The 16,611-nt window shown below is 65.7% G+C and carries 17 protein-coding genes and 2 tRNA genes; 9 read left to right on the forward strand and 10 right to left on the reverse strand.

The window, feature by feature from the left end:
* Positions 1–110 precede the first annotated feature (110 nt).
* Positions 111–183, reverse strand: a tRNA-His gene (locus GUV69_RS02130).
* 129 nt (positions 184–312) lie between these two features.
* Complete coding sequence (orn, locus tag GUV69_RS02135; protein WP_164199304.1) at positions 313–936, reverse strand: oligoribonuclease; 624 nt, start codon at positions 934–936, stop codon at positions 313–315.
* A 162-nt stretch (positions 937–1,098) separates the two neighbouring features.
* Here orn and mptB point away from each other — a divergent pair, with 162 nt between their 5' ends.
* Positions 1,099–2,655, forward strand: coding sequence for a polyprenol phosphomannose-dependent alpha 1,6 mannosyltransferase MptB (gene mptB, locus GUV69_RS02140; protein WP_167525075.1), 1,557 nt, complete (start codon positions 1,099–1,101; stop codon positions 2,653–2,655).
* Between the two features lie 24 nt (positions 2,656–2,679).
* Here the strand turns inward: mptB and GUV69_RS02145 are convergent, their stop codons facing one another.
* The 3 genes from GUV69_RS02145 to GUV69_RS02155 all read right to left on the reverse strand — a co-directional run bounded on the left by GUV69_RS02145 (position 2,680) and on the right by GUV69_RS02155 (position 5,242).
* Positions 2,680–3,405: a DNA alkylation repair protein gene (locus GUV69_RS02145; RefSeq protein ID WP_164199306.1), complete on the reverse strand. Its 726-nt coding sequence runs from the start codon at positions 3,403–3,405 to the stop codon at positions 2,680–2,682.
* Between the two features lie 82 nt (positions 3,406–3,487).
* Positions 3,488–4,141, reverse strand: a complete 654-nt coding sequence (locus tag GUV69_RS02150) for a GNAT family N-acetyltransferase (RefSeq protein WP_164199308.1) — start codon at positions 4,139–4,141, stop codon at positions 3,488–3,490.
* 9 nt (positions 4,142–4,150) lie between these two features.
* Entirely contained in the window at positions 4,151–5,242 is a 1,092-nt protein-coding gene (locus GUV69_RS02155) for a LacI family DNA-binding transcriptional regulator (protein WP_164199310.1), read from the reverse strand.
* Positions 5,243–5,410: 168 nt separating this feature from the next.
* On the opposite strand from GUV69_RS02155, the gene GUV69_RS02160 reads away from it, so the two are divergent.
* Genes GUV69_RS02160 through GUV69_RS02170 form a run of 3 tightly spaced genes read left to right on the forward strand, consistent with a single transcriptional unit; the run spans position 5,411 to position 8,648 of the window.
* The gene (locus GUV69_RS02160) at positions 5,411–6,580 is read left to right on the forward strand and encodes a Gfo/Idh/MocA family protein (RefSeq protein WP_164199313.1); all 1,170 of its coding nucleotides are present in this window, start codon (positions 5,411–5,413) and stop codon (positions 6,578–6,580) included.
* The gene (locus tag GUV69_RS02165; RefSeq protein ID WP_164199315.1) at positions 6,580–7,794 is read left to right on the forward strand and encodes a dihydrodipicolinate synthase family protein; all 1,215 of its coding nucleotides are present in this window, start codon (positions 6,580–6,582) and stop codon (positions 7,792–7,794) included. Before GUV69_RS02160 ends, GUV69_RS02165 begins: the two co-directional genes overlap by 1 nt.
* Positions 7,791–8,648, forward strand: coding sequence for a sugar phosphate isomerase/epimerase family protein (locus GUV69_RS02170; RefSeq protein WP_164199317.1), 858 nt, complete (start codon positions 7,791–7,793; stop codon positions 8,646–8,648). The genes GUV69_RS02165 and GUV69_RS02170 overlap by 4 nt, the downstream gene beginning before the upstream one ends.
* A gap of 113 nt (positions 8,649–8,761) precedes the next feature.
* On the opposite strand, the gene GUV69_RS02175 is transcribed toward GUV69_RS02170, so the two are convergent.
* A tRNA-Arg gene (locus GUV69_RS02175) sits at positions 8,762–8,837 on the reverse strand.
* 216 nt (positions 8,838–9,053) lie between these two features.
* Between GUV69_RS02175 and GUV69_RS02180 the strand changes: the two genes are divergently transcribed.
* The 3 genes from GUV69_RS02180 to ettA all read left to right on the forward strand — a co-directional run bounded on the left by GUV69_RS02180 (position 9,054) and on the right by ettA (position 12,006).
* Positions 9,054–9,593: a single-stranded DNA-binding protein gene (locus GUV69_RS02180; protein ID WP_164199319.1), complete on the forward strand. Its 540-nt coding sequence runs from the start codon at positions 9,054–9,056 to the stop codon at positions 9,591–9,593.
* A 108-nt stretch (positions 9,594–9,701) separates the two neighbouring features.
* Positions 9,702–10,277, forward strand: a complete 576-nt coding sequence (locus tag GUV69_RS02185) for a DUF6993 domain-containing protein (protein WP_244292591.1) — start codon at positions 9,702–9,704, stop codon at positions 10,275–10,277.
* A 46-nt stretch (positions 10,278–10,323) separates the two neighbouring features.
* Positions 10,324–12,006, forward strand: a complete 1,683-nt coding sequence (gene ettA, locus GUV69_RS02190; RefSeq protein ID WP_164199321.1) for an energy-dependent translational throttle protein EttA — start codon at positions 10,324–10,326, stop codon at positions 12,004–12,006.
* A gap of 89 nt (positions 12,007–12,095) precedes the next feature.
* Here the strand turns inward: ettA and GUV69_RS02195 are convergent, their stop codons facing one another.
* Positions 12,096–13,079 carry an acyl-CoA thioesterase gene (locus GUV69_RS02195; RefSeq protein ID WP_164199323.1) on the reverse strand — a complete coding sequence of 328 codons (984 nt, stop codon included), beginning with the start codon at positions 13,077–13,079 and terminating at the stop codon, positions 12,096–12,098.
* Between the two features lie 63 nt (positions 13,080–13,142).
* Between GUV69_RS02195 and GUV69_RS02200 the strand changes: the two genes are divergently transcribed.
* Complete coding sequence (locus GUV69_RS02200) at positions 13,143–13,799, forward strand: DUF8185 domain-containing protein (protein WP_164199325.1); 657 nt, start codon at positions 13,143–13,145, stop codon at positions 13,797–13,799.
* Here GUV69_RS02200 and GUV69_RS02205 read toward each other — a convergent pair.
* Together GUV69_RS02205 and GUV69_RS02210 are read right to left on the reverse strand one after the other, a co-directional pair.
* On the reverse strand, positions 13,796–14,248 hold the full coding sequence (locus GUV69_RS02205) for a globin (protein WP_164199327.1): 453 nt from the start codon (positions 14,246–14,248) through the stop codon (positions 13,796–13,798). The two genes, GUV69_RS02200 and GUV69_RS02205, sit on opposite strands and share 4 nt — an antisense overlap.
* Positions 14,249–14,252: 4 nt before the next feature.
* Positions 14,253–14,942, reverse strand: coding sequence for a mechanosensitive ion channel family protein (locus GUV69_RS02210; protein ID WP_164199329.1), 690 nt, complete (start codon positions 14,940–14,942; stop codon positions 14,253–14,255).
* A gap of 118 nt (positions 14,943–15,060) precedes the next feature.
* Between GUV69_RS02210 and GUV69_RS02215 the strand changes: the two genes are divergently transcribed.
* A complete protein-coding gene (locus GUV69_RS02215; protein WP_164199331.1) occupies positions 15,061–16,050 on the forward strand; it encodes an NAD-dependent epimerase/dehydratase family protein in 990 nt (329 codons plus the stop codon).
* Positions 16,051–16,132: 82 nt separating this feature from the next.
* On the opposite strand, the gene GUV69_RS02220 is transcribed toward GUV69_RS02215, so the two are convergent.
* Positions 16,133–16,606: an OsmC family protein gene (locus GUV69_RS02220; RefSeq protein WP_164199333.1), complete on the reverse strand. Its 474-nt coding sequence runs from the start codon at positions 16,604–16,606 to the stop codon at positions 16,133–16,135.
* Positions 16,607–16,611 lie beyond the last annotated feature (5 nt).

Consider the following 16,611-nt stretch of genomic DNA (forward strand, 5'->3'; position numbering starts at 1 on the left):
ATGACCTTTCGTGCGGGCGGCGTAACGCCGGTATTTGTGCAAAAAAAGAAGGCCGTACCGGATATCCGGTACGGCCTCCAATCGGACGGTTGCTGCTGCCGCCTTCTAAGGGTGAGCTACGGGGGTTGAACCCGCGACCTCCTGGACCACAACCAGGCGCTCTGCCAACTGAGCTAAGCCCACCATGTGCCCTGCAGGAGTTCCGGTGACCCGGTCCTCTGGAAAGGCAACTCAAATAGCTTACCTGCTGTTAAGGGATGCTTGCGCCATTTTTGGGGTTTTCACGGAAAATTCCCTGGAACGTGACGGAGATTACTCTGTCGGTGCGGACGCCCCGCCGGTCACCCGCTGGGCGATCCCGCGGGCTGTGGCGCTGTCGGGTCCCGGCGCCGGCACAAACACGGCCTCGCGGTAATAGCGCAATTCGTCGATGGAATCCTTGATATCCCCGAGGGCGCGGTGGCCGCCCTTCTTAGCCGGCGACTGGAAATATGCCCGGGCGTACCAGCGCCGTGAGAGTTCCTTGATGGTGCTGACGTCAATCACCCGGTAGTGCAGGTGTTCGACGACGGCGGGCATGTCGCGGGAAAGGAAGACGCGGTCGGTGCCCACGGAATTGCCGCCCAGCGGGGCCTTGCGGGGGTCCGGCACCCACTTTTCGATGTACTCCATCACCGCGGCCTCGGCCTCGGCCATGGTCTTTCCGTGCGGCAGTTCCTCCAGCAGCCCGGACCGCGTGTGCATGTCCCGGACGAAGTCGTTCATCTGGGCCAGGGCGGCATCCTCGGGTTTGATCACCACGTCGACACCGTCGCCCAGAATGTTCAGCTCCGAGTCTGTCACCAGCGCCGCCACCTCGATCAGGGCGTCGTTCTTGATGTCCAGGCCGGTCATTTCGCAATCGATCCAGACGATGCGTTCGTTAGATATAGGCACCGGACCAGCCTACCGTTTAGCTTCCGTGCAACGGTCCGATGCTAGGATTTCGGGTACAGAGGGGCTGGTACTCCGGCCGCTGTACATGCCTTGCGCGGCCCGGGCGGCTGCCGCGGCCCGCCGGACCGAAGCGCTGAAGCAAAGAGATGGGACGATCCTGAGATGACGGCGCGTGTGCCTGCAACGGGGGAGATGGCCGCCGCTGTGATCCCCGGGCCGGCTGCGGCCGAAGTGGACAACCCCCGCTCCCCGATCCTGGCCGGTTTCCTCGGCTCGGTCTTTATGGCGATCGGATCAATAGGCGTCGGCTGGCTGGCGCCGGTTTCCGAACTCCGCAGGGTGCCGGTATTTATCTGGATGCGCACTGAGGCCATCGGGGTTGCCCTGTCCATTGTGCTTGTTGCCATCGGCGGCATGCTCCTGGTGCGCGCCTGGCTTCGGCTGGGCCAGCGCGTCCGGGTCTGGGGACCCGCAGCCCGCAGGGCGACCCTGCAGGCGGTCGCGGCCTGGGGACTTCCGATGGTGATCAGTGTCCCGCTGTTCAGCCGCGACGTGTACGCCTACATCGGCCAGGGCAGGCTGATGGTGGAGGGTTTCAACCCGTATGAGAACGGCATCTCGGCGCTGTCCAACTACTTCCAGCTTGGGGCTGACCGGCTGTGGACCGAAGCCCCCGTTCCGTACGGGCAACTTTTCCTCTGGATTGAGCAGTTTGTGGTGTGGTCCACCAACGTCCATCCCGAAGCCAGCGTGATGCTGTTCCGGCTCGTAGCGCTGGCCGGCGTGGTGCTCTGCATCATCTACGTGCCAAAGCTTGCCGAGCTCCACGGCATCAATCCGCACCGGGCGCTCTGGCTCACCGCGGCAAACCCGCTGTTCCTGACCAACTTCATTGCCAGCGTCCACAATGACGCCCTGATGATCGGACTAGCGCTGGCCGGGCTGTATTACGCCGCCACCAAACGCGTCGTGCTGGGAATCGTCCTGGTGACGCTCTCCATCTCCGTCAAGCCCATCACCGTGGTCTTCCTGCCGTTCATCGGACTGATCTGGGCCGGAAAAAACGCCGGCTGGGGCCGAAAGTTCCTCTTCTGGGCGCTCACCGGCGGGCTAAGCCTTGCCCTGCTGTACGCGCTGAGCCTGGTCAATGGCTTCGGCTTCGGCTGGATCAACGGCCTTTCCGCCCCCGGCAGCATCTTCATCTGGTACGCGCCGGTTGGGCTGGTGGGCCTGGTGGTCGCCACGATCTTGAACGCGTTCGGGCTCGACGGGTGGACCCTGGCAGGCTGGGTGTTCGACGCCGGCAAGGTACTGGCCGTGGGCATCGTCGCGTTCCTGATTTTCAGGGGTGAGCACGAGCGCCTGATCCGGCGCCTGACGCTGGCCTTCGCAGCGGTGGTGGTGCTGGCCCCGATGATCCAGTCCTGGTACGTGGTGTGGCTGATCCCGCTGTTTGCCGTGACGGGCATCCGCAACGACTGGCAGGTCAAGGCGCTGTATTTCATCGTGTCGTTCTTTATGATTTACGCCATCTCGGACCAGCTGGAAGTCTTTCCCTACCTCCAGACAGAGGATCTGGGGCTTGCCCTGGTCCTGGCCCGGATTGCGGCCGCCATTACAGGCCTGCTTTTTGGCCTGTACCTGATTTTTATGGATCCGCTCACCAAGCGGCTCTTCCGCAAAACGGGCGAGCCGGTTATCGAGCGCCCCGTCATCTGAAATCCCGGGCGGCCGGCGGCCGGGCTAGCTGCCCTGCCTTGATTCGTTGGACCCGGCCAGTGCTCCGCCGGGGTTCAGATGGCGCAGGGCCTCCTTCCGGGACAAGGGGCTCAGCTGGGCGCCGTGCTCCGCTACGAAGCCCCGCACCCAGGCAGGATTGGTTTTTGCGTACTCGCGCAACGCCCAGCCGATGGCCTTCCGGATGAAGAACTCTGGATCGGCAAGGTTGGCCTCGATCACTTCACGCAGCAGACCGGTATCAGTTGCGCCTTTAGCCTTCAGCTGCGAGGTGATGGCGGCGCGCCGGATCCAGAAGTCCTCATCGGTGCTCCAGTTCCGCAGAACCGGTGCCATTGTGGCCCGGTGTGCCTGCAGCAACGCCCCGATCCGCTGGCTCACGCCGTCCACGAAGTCCCACCAGGCTCCCGTGCGGATGATTTCCTCGTACACCGGCAGCATCAGGGGATCTTTGGCAACCAGCCGCAGCCCGGTGAGATCGATCGCGGCATATCGTTCTTCCCTCCACTGCGCTGACCGCCACAGTTCCAGGACGGTGGCACGCAGTTGTTCGGGGGAGTCAAACGGAAAGGCAGCGGCTGCGGCCACTACCAGGCGGCGGACCTCGGGCACCCTGACACCGAGCGACAGGATGTCAGATTTCATGTACGCCTGTGCCCCCGCGGCACGTACGGGATCGGACTGCTCCATAAGCGCTGTGCGGATCGCGGCCAGGACCTCGCGGTTCACCATCCTGCCACTCTAGCCAGCCCCGGCATGTCCCCGCTCGGCCCGTCAGCCCGCCGCGCCCCAGCGCCACGGTGCCCGCGGTGCGTCATTGACGACGGCGGCCACCGCCGAGGCGCAGGCGTACCACCGCCCGCCCCGGGACGCTGGTGCTGACCACCTCAAAGCCAGCCCCCACGAACAGGCCCAGCGTGCCGTGGTACAGGTCGGCGGCGCCTGCTTTGGGCCGCTGCGCGCGGTCCACCGGGTAACCTTCCACAACGTCCGCACCATGCAGCCTGGCATGGTCGACGGCGGCGCGAAGCAGGGCGGCTGCCACGCCGCTGCGGCGGTGTCCGGCCGCGACCACAAAACAGGTTACGGCCCACGTACGATCTGAACTGTCCGGTGCTGCGGCTTCGGCAGCGGCGGCTGAAGCATCCGCCCTGATCGAGGCCTCAGCCGACCGTAGGACCCGGGAGCGACGGACCCGTGGATAACATTCGCGCGGCTCCACTGCACACCAGCCCACAGGCTGGCCGTCACGGTAGGCGAGGACACCGGGCGCGGGCGAACCGCCGTCGAACTTTTCCTTGAGCTGTTCCTTCCGGGCTGCCGGATCCAGAGCGGAGTACTCAGGACCGGTGAGCGCGAAGTACCGGCACCAGCAGCGGGACGGCTCGCCCGGGCCGCCGAACAGCCGCTCGACGTCCGTCCACTGCGCGGCGGCCGTTGACAGGCCGGGAGGAGTCCCGGGGTTCATGGTGGCCGGTTAGTCCGCAGCGCCGGGCTGGAGGGTCACGTCTGTGCTGCGCCGCAGCGTGACATGACCGCTCACGGGCGGGGCGGCGTCGTCATTGTCCGTTCCCGCTGCCCGGCGCGTGGCCTGCCGGCCGATTTCCTCCAGGGGGAGGTGGACAGTGGAGAGGGCAGGGCGGAAATCACGGAGGGTCTCGATATCGTCAAAGCCGGCAATGGTGGCATCCCGGGGAATGCGGAGCCCCGCTGACCGCAGCGCCGCGGCTGCCCCGATGGCCATAACATCGTTCACGGCAAAGATGCAGAGCCGTTGGCTGCCTTGCAGAGCGTCGCTGTCTGACTGGGCAGCTTTGATCCGGGCCGCCAGGGCAAGGCCGGCCTCAAACCCGCCGGAGCGGTTGAAATCCGTGCGGATGACTTCTGCCGGCGGCAGCCCGGCCGCGGTCAGCCCGCGCTGGAATCCGCGTATGCGGTCGTCCGAGGTAAACAGGCCGTCCGGACCGCCGATGATGACGAAGTGATCATCCCGCGAGCCGGCCAGCTCCGTGGCCAGTGCGGCGGCCAGCTCCTCATTGGGCACGGTGAGTACGTGGTACCCCTCGGCAACCGACGCGCCGACCACCGCGTGACCCACCACCGCCACCTGCCCGCCATTGCGGCAGTAGCGGTCCAGTTCGGCGGCCAGTTCGGTATTGCCGTCCTGGTCCTCGGGGCGCGCGGAGCGGGATCCGGCGATCACGATCGAATCGGCACGGCGGGCGGCAAAGGCGGCCACCGCTTCCTTTTCGTCCGCCGGGGCACCGGCAGTGGTGGCCAGCAGCACCATGCGGCCCTGCTCCCGCGCGGCCTCCTGGACGCCGCGTGCGATGGCCGCAAAGTAGGGGTCGGCAATGTCGTGGACGATCAGGCCGATCAGGCCCGAACTTGACTTGGCAAGGCCCTGGGCCTGGGCGTTGGGGATGTAGCCCAGGGAATCGGCAGCTTTGCGTACCCTTTCCGCGATGTCCGGGCCGGGCTTCCTGGCGGAGCCGTTGAGGACGCGCGAAGCGGTGGCCGGAGATACGCCGGCCAAGCGTGCCACCTCAGTGAGGGTACTTGCAACCACGGTGTCTCCTGTTGGGCGGAATCGGGCAATTAATGGTGCCCGACCAGTATGGCAGTTTCAGAATCATTGGGAAAGCGCTTGCCAACAATCAGCACCCTGGTGCATCATGGTTGGCAGCGGGAATGCGCTTTCCCATTCAGTTTGAGAACAACTCACCGTGGAGGACACATGGGCTTCGAAACAAAAACAATCCGCATCGCCATGAATGGCATCACCGGCCGGATGGGCTATCGCCAGCATCTCCTGCGTTCAATCCTGCCCATCCGGGATGCCGGTGGCTTCACCCTCGAGGACGGCACGAAAGTCCAGGTCGAGCCGATCCTGGTGGGCCGGAATGAAGCCAGGATTCGGGAACTTGCGGAGCTTCACAAGGTGTCCGAATGGACCACTGACCTTGACGCCGTGATCGCCGACCCCACCGTGGACATCATCTTCGATGCCTCCATGACCAGCCTGCGTGCCGCCACGCTCAGGAAGGCAATGCTGGCGGGCAAGCACATCTTCACCGAAAAGCCCACGGCTGAAACCCTTGAGGAAGCCATCGGGCTCGCACGCATCGGCAGGGAGGCCGGCGTCACGGCCGGCGTTGTCCACGACAAGCTGTACCTTCCCGGGCTGGTCAAACTCCGCCGCCTGGTGGACGAGGGCTTCTTTGGCCGCATTCTGTCCATCCGCGGCGAATTCGGCTACTGGGTCTTCGAAGGCGATGTGCAGGCGGCCCAGCGCCCGTCCTGGAACTACCGCAAGGAAGACGGCGGCGGCATGACCACGGATATGTTCTGCCACTGGAACTACGTCCTGGAGGGCATCATCGGCAAGGTCAAGAGCGTCAGCGCCAAAACTGCAACCCATATCCCGGCCCGCTGGGACGAAGCGGGCAAGGAGTACAAGGCCACGGCCGACGACGCTTCCTACGGCATCTTCGAACTCGAAACCCCTGCCGGGGAGCCGGTCATCGGGCAGATCAACTCCTCCTGGGCCGTCCGCGTCTACCGCGACGAACTGGTGGAGTTCCAGATCGACGGAACGCACGGGTCCGCCGTCGCCGGTTTGAACAAGTGCGTTGCGCAGCAGCGCGCGCACACGCCCAAGCCCGTCTGGAACCCGGACCTGCCCGTCACCGAATCCTTCCGTGACCAGTGGCAGGACGTCCCGGCGAATGCTGAGCTGGATAACGGCTTCAAGCTGCAGTGGGAAGAGTTCCTCCGCGACGTTGTGGCCGGCAGGGAGCACCGCTTCGGCCTGCTGTCTGCGGCCCGGGGTGTCCAGCTCGCCGAGCTTGGACTGCAGTCCAACGACGAACGCCGCACCATCGACATCCCGGAGATCACGCTCTGATGACTTCCCTGATCCTTCCCACGCACGACGGCGGCACTCGCGAGTACCGCCTGCGGGGCGGCACCTCCTGGGCCCGCCCCGCAGCCCCGCTCACCTCCCGCCGCGCCTACGCCGCCGCGCATGTCATCCCCGAAGCCCTCGCGGACAACACACCCGGGGCTCCGGCCCGTCTCGACTGGGATGCCACCATGGCGTACCGGCACGAACTGTGGTCCTACGGACTGGGTGTGGCCGACGCCATGGACACCGCCCAGCGCGGCATGGGCCTGGACTGGGCAGCCACCCAGCAGCTCATCAAACGCACCGGCGTGGAGGCTGCGTCCGTTGTCTCAGCCGGCAACGCCGCCACGGCCGGTAAGACGGTCCGCGATCTCGTCTCCTGCGGTGCTGGCACCGACCAGTTGGACATTGGATCCCTGCCTGCCGGTGAGGCCGGGCTCCGGGCCGTGCTGGACGCTTACCGTGAGCAGATCGCCGTGGTCAGCGAAGCCGGACCCAAAGTCATCCTGATGGCCTCCCGTGCCCTCGCCCGCGTTGCCGGCGGTCCGGGAGACTACCTGAAGGTGTACTCCACGCTGCTCCACGAGGTGGACCAGCCGGTTATCCTGCACTGGCTCGGGACCATGTTTGATCCCGCCCTGGCCGGCTACTGGGGCTCGGACGACGTCGCCGAGGCTACGGAAACGTTCCTGGCGCTGATCCGGGAAAACGCGGACAAGGTGGACGGTGTGAAGGTTTCGCTGCTCGACGCGTCGCACGAAGTGGCGCTGCGTGCCGCGCTGCCTGAAGGCGTCCGCCTCTACACCGGCGACGACTTCAACTACCCCGAGCTCATCGACGGGGACGGCACGCACCACTCGGACGCACTGCTGGGCATCTTTGCCGCCATCTACCCTGCTGCGTCCGTGGCAATGCAGCACTACGACGCCGGGGACGACGCCAAAGCGCGGGCCATCCTGGACTCCACCCGCGAACTGGGCAAGCACATCTTCAGTGCACCCACGTTCTACTACAAGACCGGGATCGCCTTTATGTCCTGGCTAAACGGCAGGCAGCCCGGCTTCCAAATGGTGGGCGGCCTCCATTCCGGCCGGTCCGTGTGCCACCTGTCCACAACGTTCGAGCTGGCTGACAAGGCAGGGCTGCTGAAAGACCCGGCCCTGGCTGCCTTCCGGATGTCCGATTTCCTGCGCATCAACGGGGTGGGAGTATGACCTTCACTGCAGAGCCGTCCCCTTTCGCACGCCTGGCACTCAACAGCGCGACCACCAAGAAATGGACCCTGGCCCAGGTTGTTGACGGCTGCGTCCGCGCCGGGGTCCCCGCCATCGGCCCGTGGCGGGACCGGGTTGAAGAAATCGGTGTGGACAAGGCCGCCAAACTAATCAGGGACGCCGGCCTCCGGGTCTCCTCGCTGTGCAGAGGCGGGTTCCTGACGGCCGCCGACACTGAAGGCCAGGCTGCAGCCCTGGCCGATAACCGCGCCGCGATCCTCGAAGCCGCCGCCCTGGACACCACGGAGCTCTTCCTGGTGGTGGGCGGGCTGGCGCCGGGGGAGAAGGACGTGGTGGCGGCCCGTCAGCGCGTGGCAGACCGCCTTGCCGATCTTGTCCCGTTCGCCGTCGGGAACGGTATCCGGCTGGTTCTCGAACCACTTCACCCGATGTACGCCGCTGACCGGGCCCTGATCTCCACCCTGGGCCAGGCGCTGGACCTCGCGGCGCCCTTTGACGCGGCGTCCGTCGGCGTTGCCGTTGATACCTTCCACGTCTGGTGGGACCCGGACCTGAAGGCGCAGATCGAACGCGCCGGCCGGGACAACCGCATTGCGTCCTACCAGGTCTGCGACTTCAACATGCCCATTGCGGCCGACCCGCTGCTGTCCAGGGGATTTATGGGCGACGGCGTCATTGATTTCGCCACCATCACCGCCTGGGTCAGGGACGCCGGGTACAAGGGCGATATCGAGGTCGAGATCTTCAACCAGGAGATCTGGGACGCCGACGGCGACACTGTGATTGAGACGGTCAAGGCACGTTACGCGGAACTTGTGTTGCCTTACGCCTGACCTGATTCAGCGCCTGGCGCTGCCGTTCTGAAGACAGGAACACCCCGGTCCGAAGACCGGGGTGTTCCTGTCTGTCCCGACTCATCCGTGAAGGAGGTCCCGACTCATCACATTGGTGCCCCAGGAGGGAATCGAACCCCCGACCGGCGGATTAGAAGGCCGCTGCTCTATCCCCTGAGCTACTGGGGCACGTGGCGCCACGACCTGAAATCCGGCGCCTAAAAAAGTTTACATTGCCCGGCGTGCCGCTGGGTCAATGCCACACCGCCAGTGGCACTTGTCCTCAACACAGCGATTCGCGGCCTGGTTTTGCACATACGGGAACGTACCCCTCCCGGGCCTGTCGGTATACGCGCGAAGCTGGTTCTGCCGCTAAGGCACCACCTTCCGAGACAGGACAAGACAATGAGCGATTACATGACCTTCCGGGGCTTTGTAGCCACCGATATCAAGACCTCCACCACCACTACCGGGGTGGGGACCGCCTCGTTCCGCCTCGGGTCAACGGCCCGGCGCTTCGACCGCACGACCAACACCTGGGTGGACACGCACACCAACTGGTTTACCGTCCAGGGATACCGCCAGCTGGCCGGGAACATGGGCTGCAGCATCAAGAAGGGCCAGCGCGTCATTGTGGTGGGCCGGCTCAAACTGCGGACGTGGGAGAAGGAAGGCCGGGTCTACTTCGCGCACAAGATTGACGCAGAGTCTGTGGGGCACGACCTCATGTGGGGTTCGGCCAACTACAACCGGACGGTCAACAACGGACCGCTCCAGGTTGCTGAGGGAGGCTCCTCCGACCCCGACGGGGAGGGCGGGGAGCCGGAGGAGGGCGAGCCCGTTGACGGCGACGACGCGGCGTCATCCGTTTTCGTCGAGGACGCCGATGGCAACTACGTCCCGCTGGACGCCGAAACCGGCGAACTCGTCGACTCTGCCCTCTGACCGTGCGGATGGCAAACACCGTTGAACACGGCCGCTGCCGGGGTGCCGGCCGTCCGCAGGCACCCCGGCAGTTCCGGTGCAGGCAAGGCCCCGTGGCAGAATGGCGGCATGATGCGCGCGACCGAAGACCGGCAGGTAACCCCCGTCACCAGCCTGCCGGTACTTTCCCGGCGGCGCCTGAACTTCCCGGGCAAGGGCTCGGCATGCCTTGCGGCCGGACTTCTGACAGCACTCCTGCTGACGGCCTGCACCGGCGGGTCGCCGGCGGTGACGGAGCCGGCCTCCACCGGGCCTGGCACCGCTACGGCCACCGGGCCAGGTCCTGATGGAACGGGCGGAAGTGCGGCACCTGCCGGCGGGCAGTCCGTGGGCGCACCCGCTGAGGGCGCCGCCACGGCGGCAATGAGACAGACGGTGACGGATGCGTTGAACCGGCTCGCGGGCGGGACCCCCAAGCCGGCCACGGCCCAGGTGGCGGAGGCCCTCACCGGGGCCGGGGTTGCCCCGGCCGTGCTGGAAGTATCGGCCAGCCGCACGCCCACGGGGTTGGAGGCTGACGCCATCGAGTCCGCCGTGCTGCAGGGCACGGACTGCGTGCTTGGCCACATCCGTGACGGCACGGTCACTGTCACTGTCCTCCCGGTCCTGGCCAGTGGCAAGTGCTTCGTGGGCGCAGCGCTCTGAGTCGCCGAATGTGAGTTATGCCCGCCAACCCACTAGATTTGGAACCATGGCGGAATTTATCTACACAATGACCAAGGCCCGTAAGGCTGTTGGCGAAAAACTCATTCTTGACGACGTAAGCATGTCCTTCTTTCCGGGCGCCAAAATTGGTGTTGTTGGCCCGAACGGTGCCGGTAAGTCCACCATCCTGAAGATCATGGCCGGCCTGGACACCCCCTCCAACGGCGAGGCCCGGCTCAGCCCCGGCTACACCGTGGGCATCCTGCTGCAGGAGCCGCCGCTGAACGAGGACAAAACCGTCCTGGGCAACGTCCAGGAAGGTGTCGGCGAGATCTACGGCAAGATCCAGCGCTTCAACGAGATCTCCGAGGAAATGGCCAGCCCCGACGCTGACTACGACGTACTCCTCGAAGAAATGGGGCAGCTGCAGGAAGCCATTGATAACGCGGACGCCTGGGACCTCGACTCCCAGCTTGAGCAGGCCATGGACGCGCTCCGCTGCCCGCCCGCGGATGCTGACGTGACGCTTCTCTCCGGCGGTGAGCGCCGCCGCGTGGCGCTCTGCAAGCTCCTGCTGCAGAAGCCGGACCTCCTGCTCCTGGACGAGCCCACCAACCACCTCGACGCCGAAAGCGTCCTGTGGCTGGAACAGCACCTCTCCAGCTACGCCGGCGCCGTCCTGGCCGTCACCCACGACCGGTATTTCCTGGACCACGTCGCGGAATGGATAGCCGAGGTTGACCGCGGTCACCTGTACCCCTACGAGGGCAACTACTCCACGTACCTGGAGAAGAAGCGCGCCCGCTTGGAAGTCCAGGGCAAGAAGGACGCCAAGCAGGCCAAGCGCCTCACCGAGGAACTCGAATGGGTCCGCTCCAACGCCAAGGGCCGCCAGACCAAGTCCAAGGCCCGCCTGGCCCGCTACGAAGAGATGGCTGCCGAGGCAGACCGTACCCGCAAGCTCGACTTCGAAGAGATCCAGATTCCGCCGGGCCCGCGCCTGGGCGGCCTGGTCCTGGAAGCCAAGAACCTCCAGAAGGGCTTCGATGACCGGACCCTGATCGACGGCCTGTCCTTCACCCTGCCGCGCAACGGCATTGTTGGTGTCATTGGTCCCAACGGTGTGGGCAAATCCACCCTGTTCAAAACCATCGTGGGGCTGGAACCGCTCGACGGCGGCGAGCTGAAGGTTGGCGATTCGGTCAAAATCTCCTACGCGGACCAGAGCCGCGGCGGTATCGACCCGGACAAGACGCTGTGGGAGGTTGTCTCCGACGGCCTGGACTACATCCAGGTCGGCCAGGTGGAAATGCCGTCCCGCGCCTACGTTGCCGCTTTCGGCTTCAAGGGACCGGACCAGCAGAAGAAGGCCGGCGTTCTCTCCGGCGGTGAGCGCAACCGGTTGAACCTGGCGCTGACCCTGAAGCAGGGTGGAAACCTGCTGCTTCTTGACGAACCCACTAACGACCTCGACGTCGAAACCCTCAGCAGCCTGGAAAACGCGTTGCTGGAGTTCCCCGGCTGCGCCGTCGTGGTATCGCACGACCGCTGGTTCCTGGACCGGGTGGCCACCCACATCCTCGCCTACGAAGGCGACGAGGAGAACCCCTCCAAGTGGTACTGGTTCGAAGGCAACTTCGAGTCCTACGAGGAGAACAAGATCGAGCGGCTCGGCCCCGATGCGGCCAAGCCGCACCGCGTGACGCACCGTCGCCTTACCCGCGACTGATCCAGCCCCGGGTAGATCCCGGCTGATTCAGGCAGCAGAAAGGCCGGCATCCCTTACGGGGTGCCGGCCTTTCGGCCGTCAGGGGCAGGTCAGTCCCGGACGGCCTTGCGGATCTGGTGCTGCAGCAGTTTGGACTGGACGGCTCCCACTACTTTGTTCTTCAGGTCAGTGGGCACGCGGACCATGCCTTCCTGGGCTACCGAGGCAACGTGCTGGCCGGCCTGGTTGAAGATTTTTCCGGTGGCCAGGCCGCGCGCACCCTGGGCGCTGGGGGATTCCTGGACGTAAAGAAGCCACTCATCCACGCGGGCGGGCCGGTGCCACCACATGGCATGGTCCAAACTGGCCACGCTCATGCCGGGCGTGATCCAGCTCAGCCCGTGCCGGCGCAGGATGGATTCAAGCAGGGTGTAGTCGCTCGCATAGGCCAAGGCGGCCCGGTGAAGGTTGGGATCGTCCGGCATGGGGCCGAAAGTCTTCATCCAGACGGCGTTCCGGGCTTCCTGCTTACCCTTGGCCGAGACATAGATGGGCGGGTCCACGTGCCGGATATCGAAGGGCCGTTCATAGGCCCAGTGCTGGGCGATGGGATGGTCAAATTTGCCCAGCAGTTCGGCGGTGCTGGGAAGCGACTCAGGACCGGGAATGCCGGCAGGCATCGTGGATTCATGGTCGAGGCCCTCGTCCGGGTCCTGGAACGAGGCGATCATCGACAGGATGGGCACGCCCTCCTGGTAGGCGTGGACACGGCGGGCCGAAAACGACCGGCCGTCCCGCAGCCGCTGGACGCCGAACGTGATGGCCTTGTTGGCGTCGCCTGGCCGCAGGAAGTAGCCGTGCATCGAGTGGACATTGCGGTCAGGGTCCACCGTTCGCATGGCGGCGATCAGCGACTGCGCCAGCACCTGGCCGCCGAACACGCGCGCACGGGGCTGCGGCTGCCACGACGGTCCCAGGAAGATGTCTTCATCCGTCCGGGCCCCCTCCAGCTCTCCCAGGTCAAGGAGCCGGATGAGCGTGGACGTAGGGTCACCGCTGGGCGGCGCCAGCAGTCCGGTTTCGGCTTCAGTCATGGTTCGACTCTAGACGGCGCCCCGGCACCGCTCAACCGAGGCGCAGCCGGTAGTGTTCATAGTGTGTCTGATCTACTCACCGAGTCCTTCCGCTTCGCAGATCCACGCGATCTCGCCGACCTGCGCACGTTCGCCACGCGCGCCAAAACCGTCGACGACGGCGCCATCCGGCTCCAGGCTTCCGGCTCCGTTCTGGCGGCGTACGTGTGTGTCCTTCGGCCGCGGCTGCTGGGCGAGTCCACCCCCACCATCCTGGGACTTCGAACCATCGGGCTGGCCGAACCGTCCATGATTGATGTCACTGTTTCGCTGTCAGCCGTCCTTGACCGGCTGGCCAGGGCAGGAGAGGACGACGTCGAGCTGCCGGTTCCGCCGTCCACCGTCACCGAATCGTGGACGGGTGTCGGCGCGCCGCGGACGGGCTGGGAGCTTGTGGACACGCTCCCGGACGCCGAACTGCGGCGGGCGGCCGAAGCCGGCATTACCGAAGTTGCCGGAATTGTGCCCGCGCAGCCGGGGGCGCTGATCGTTAATAACGCCCGCGCCGCTGTGTGGGGGCGCCCCTTGAATGACGACGGGCTCCCGGCCGGGGCAGCTTTCGCGGCCCTGACGCTGGGCTTCCTGGCTGACGGTGAGCAGGTGCTCTACAGGGCGGGCCGGTGGTACCGTCTCAGCGGCCCGCGCGGGCACGTACTCGTGCGAAGCGGCAGCGGACTCTAGGCTTCCGAGGGGCTGTTCACCATGGACAGTGCGGCGCGTTCCATGTAATCCCACAGGGTTCCCTCATGCAGGGGCGGCAAGGCCAGGGAGTCCACGGCCGTCCTCATGTGGAACAGCCAGCGCTCCTTGGCCTCGGGTGTGACCCGGAACGGCATGTGCCGCATCCTCAGGCGCGGGTGGCCGCGTTCTTCCCCATAGGTTGTGGGCCCGCCCCAATACTGTTCCAGGAACATCAGGAAGCGGCGTTTGGCGGGGGCGAGATCTTCCTCCGGGTACATCGGGCGCAGCAGCGGATCGGTCGCGACGCCGTCGTAAAACACATCGATCAGTTTGACGAAGGTCTCGTGCCCGCCCACGGCGTCGTAGAAGTTGTCCGTATAGCCGGGCTGGCTGAAGGGATCGTTCTGCATGAGCTGGCGTGGCCTCTGCGGCTCGATGGGCATTGTCATGGCTCTATTCTCCAGCTTTCTGGGCACTCTTATTGGCCTCCGTGGCAGGCTGGTGCAGCGCAGCGTCAGGACCGCTAACCGGGGTATCCGGGACGGGTACAAAGTTTCCCTGCGACCGGTTGCCCACGCGCAGGATCTCGCCATTGCGGAGGTACCAGATGGCGCCGTCCTCGGAGCGGACCCGGGTGATGCGCAGCCCCATGGATTCCACGACGCCCACTACCTCGCTGGTTTCAATGACATCGCCGATTCCGTACTGGTCTTCGATGGTGATGAAGATGCCGGCGAGGAAGTCGCGGATCAGCTGCTGGGCGCCAAAACCGATGGCCACACCCAGGATGCCGACGCTGGTCAGCAGGGGTGCGATGTTGATGTCCAGGTTTTGCAGGACGTACATGGTGGTAATGACGGCCACAAGGACGCCCACGATGCTGTTGAGCAGCGAACCGATGGTTTCGGCCCGCTGCACGCGCCGCTCGTGGTCCAATGCCCGGATGGCCGGGGCAACCCATTTGAAATGCGCTTTCTTGAAGAAGTTGCTGCCCGACGCGACCCGCTTGCTGATCCGGGAAATCAGGAACGTCGCCACCAGCCAGATGGTGACACCGACACCGAGACTGATCGCGATGCCCGCGACGCTGACACCGTCGGGATCGGCGGTGAGGGAGGGGGCAATCGACATCATGCTGAACATAAAGGGTGAGACTCCTTGGGGTTTCCGGCGGCGGCCGGGGATAACGAAGGCCTGCGCGCGGTTCGCCCGGCGCTTAAGGCTCTGTCCTCCCTTAACCCTAGCGTCGTACCGTGGACCCATGCGCATCCTGATACTCGGCGGCACCGCCTTCCTCTCCGCGGAAATTGCCCGGCAGGCAGTCGCCGCAGGTCATCAGGTATCTTGCCTGGCCCGGGGTTCGGCAGCGGAGCCGCCGGCCGGGGTCAACTGGGTGAAAGCGGACCGTTCCCGTGGCGCGGACAGTTACGCCGGCGTGGCACGAGACTGGGATGCGGTCATCGATGTGGCCCGTGATCCGGCGCCGGCAGCGGATGCCCTGGAGGCCCTTGCTGACCGGACCGGGCATTGGACCTTTGTGTCCAGCTGCTCCGTTTACGCAAACCATTCAACGCCGGACGCAACGGAAGAGGCCGAACTTCTGCCGCCGCTGCCGCGCGGAACTGAGTCCACGCCCGAAACCTACGGGGAGTCCAAGGCCGCCATCGAGCAGGAAACCGTGAGGCTGGCCGCAGGCAAGGTCCACATCTGCCGCCCGGGCCTGATCGGCGGTCCAGGCGACGGAACCGACCGTTACGGTTACTGGCCGGCAAGGTTCGCGCGGGACAACCGGCCCGCCGTCGTCCCTGGCATAGCCGGCCATGCCACCCAGGTCATCGACGTCCGGGACCTGGCGGAATGGATCCTGACCGCAGCGGCGATAGGTGTGACCGGAGTGCTGAACGCGGTAGGGGACAAGGTGCCGTTCGGCGCCTACATCGAGGAATCGCAAAGGGCTGCCGGCTACCGGGGCGACGTGCTGCGCGCGTCAGAAGACTGGCTGGCGGGGCACGGCGTCGACTACTGGTCCGGGCCTGATTCGCTGCCGCTCTGGCTGCCGCGCGGCTACGACGGGTTCTGCTCGCGCAGCAACCAGGCGGCGCGCGCTGCGGGCCTGCAGACGAGGCCGTGGCAGGAGACGCTGGCGGACACCCTGGCGGACGAGCGCCGCCAAGGCCTCGGCCGCCACCGGAAGGCCGGTCTCACGCCCGCAACGGAGGCCAGGCTGGCTGAGGAGCTCCTAGGCCGCTGACCCCCAAACAGGCGAAACTGGGTAGCGCTAACTGTCGTTTTGGACCTTCAAAACGACGGTTAGCGCTACCTAGTTGGGGTGCCTATCCTGCCACCGTCACCGGGGAATGCCGCACCGGGAAATTGACGCTCCGGGCGATGAAACAGACCTGATTGGCTTCGCGGTGCATCTGCTCCGCAAGGGCCACGTGCGCCGGATCCGCCACGGTCACCTGCGGGTTCAGGGTGACCGACTCGAACTGGCCGCTGCCATCCCCGTTCAGGCGCAGCTGGCCCGAGGCGTCGTCGCGGTAGTCGGTGACCACCACGCCGTGCCGGACAGCCACGTGCAGGAAGGACAGCATGTGGCACTGGGCGAGCGCGGCCAGGAGCAGCTGCTCCGGGTTGTAGCGTTCGCGGTCCCCGTGGAACGTCGGATCGGCGGACCCCTTGAGGACGGGCAGCCCGGGGATCACGATGTCATGCTCCCGCGAGTAGCCGCGGTACGACGTTGTCCCGTCGCCAAGATTTCCGGTCCACCGTACCGTCAGCGCGTAGTGGTGCTCGCTCAGTCCCATGCCAC

Origin of the sequence: [Micrococcus luteus] ATCC 49442 (genome assembly GCF_010367585.1) — a bacterium.
Taxonomy (GTDB): Bacteria; Actinomycetota; Actinomycetes; order Actinomycetales; family Micrococcaceae; genus Arthrobacter; species Arthrobacter luteus_A.